This is a genomic window from Oscillochloris sp. ZM17-4, assembly GCF_019599295.1.
Classification (GTDB): Bacteria; Chloroflexota; Chloroflexia; order Chloroflexales; family Chloroflexaceae; genus Oscillochloris.
Genome location: NZ_JAIEWN010000149.1, coordinates 1 through 1863 on the forward strand (window position 1 = coordinate 1; position 1863 = coordinate 1863).

The window sequence follows — 1863 nt, forward strand, 5'->3', positions numbered from 1 at the left end:
GGTCAGGCAGCCGTGGGCGACGCTATAGACCAGGGTGCGGCCGCGCTCATTGCGCTGGATCTTCGGGGCGATCCCGCCGATCACATGGCGCACGCCCCAGTCCTCGGTGGCGGTGACCACCTCGACCAGGTAGCCCTCACGGTGCAGGGGGTCTTCGAGCGGCGACTCGGTCGGCGCGAGGGCCGGGTCGTTCGGCAGGGTCAGGCGCATGGTCTCCTGGTCATCGCGCCAGAGGATGCCCGGCAGGATGCGGGCCAGGTGGGTCTTTCCTGTACCGGGCGGGCCGCTGAGAATAACGTGGTGGCCGGCGATCAGCGAGCGGTAGATGCGCAGGATGGTCTCGCGGTCGATCAGCAGCTCGCGCTGGATCTCGGCGATGCGCTCCTCCAGCACAGCGGGCGGCAGGACGCGCAGCGGGGCGTCACTCAGGGCCGGCAGGTCGCTCGGGCTGCTGCGGGCCTGCCGCAGGTTGGCCAGGAAGGTGTTGATCGCCTGAGCCGTGGGGCGCGGATCGTCGAGTGGTTCGAGGGCGTCGGGCAGGCTCTGCCAGGTGCCGTCGGCGTTGCGTTGAATCAGGCCGCCCTCCTCGTACCAGCGGAGCAGCGACTCGCCGAGCGGCCAGCGATCGGGCGGATGGGGCAGGCCCGTAAACGGCGCACTCTGGGCGGGTAGGGTGTACACGTCCTCGCCGGCAGGGACGAGCAGAGTCAGCGCGGCGTACTTCAGCAGCAGCTCGGGCGTGGCGTCGGCCAGGTGCGGCCAGCGCCGGTAGCGCCCGTCGTCGAGCGGCTCCAGCAGGCGCAGGCGCATCAGCTCATCGACCAGCCGCGATGGCTCAGGCGGCGTGACACCAGGGGCGATCGGCGGCACGACCTTGACCAGCAGGTCGCGGATCTCGGCCGACGTGTAGCCCTCCTCGCTGAGGTGGGTCGCCAGAGTGATGTAGGGCCGCAGCGAGTCGCCCAGGCTGCGGGGGAGCAGCGATAAGTCAGGTTCTCCGCTCTCTTCTGCATCGTCTACATCATCGTCTACCGTCACACTGGACATTTCAAGCCAATTCTTGCCAGTATCATTAATGTGCCAGCCCGGTCGCTCTTCATCGTAAGGCTCGACATAGCCCTTATTCACAGCTTCTCGACTGACCAGTGACCGTAGCGTATCACGACCTTGCTTTGAGAGAGCCTGCCCGCGCATTTCCGCTTCGACTGACGTGTAGATCTGCTGACTCGAAGCCACGCCACCGTTTGCCACCATGGCTTGTAAGGCAAGCCGCATTTGCTCTGTGCCACTCAGCCCAGCCTGTGCGGCTGTGACCGCCGTACGACCAGATTGGTCAATTGGCTCAGTTTTGGCGAGCCACCGAACTTTGATCCGATCATCATAGAAGTGGAATCCCTCGCCGTACTGACGGGCGAGCTGGGCGCGGATCTGGGCCAGTTGCTGATCCACGTCTTTGATGCTCGGGTCAAGCAGGCTGGAGAAGGCTGCGACGATCTTCTGCTTATGCTCGCGGGCCATGATCGGCTCAAAGGTCTCGGGGTGAACCAGATGCAGCAGCAGCTCGCGCTGGGCGTGGGCTGAGCCAACTGGGACATCTTCGATGAAACGCTTAAAGGCCCAGGGGTCGTTGAGCAGACGATCTTGTTCGGCAGAGGGGATCGCTTTCCAATGCTTGACAAAGGTCAGTAGGTAGGCGATCTGAAACGGCTTCCCGATCTTGAAGAACATGCTGGCCTTGGCAATACCAGCCTCAAGGGTCTCGTCGAGCTCAGTAGGTATACCGACCGGTGCCGACGACCACTTCAGCACCGTGGTGATGCTCTGGCGCTTCTTCGTACCGCTAATCCCGTTTGCCGGGAGCAG

2 protein-coding genes are annotated in these 1863 nt (G+C 64.1%); one reads left to right on the forward strand and one right to left on the reverse strand.

Going from position 1 to position 1863, the window contains the following annotated elements; all coding sequences use genetic code 11:
• Positions 1-1047, reverse strand: a 1047-nt coding sequence (locus K2Z83_RS28275; RefSeq protein ID WP_220598514.1) for an ATP-binding protein, incomplete at its 3' end; no start/stop codon positions are given.
• A 282-nt stretch (positions 1048-1329) separates the two neighbouring features.
• Between K2Z83_RS28275 and K2Z83_RS28280 the strand changes: the two genes are divergently transcribed.
• Positions 1330-1581 carry a hypothetical protein gene (locus K2Z83_RS28280; RefSeq protein WP_220598515.1) on the forward strand — a complete coding sequence of 84 codons (252 nt, stop codon included), beginning with the start codon at positions 1330-1332 and terminating at the stop codon, positions 1579-1581.
• Positions 1582-1863: the final 282 nt, after the last annotated feature.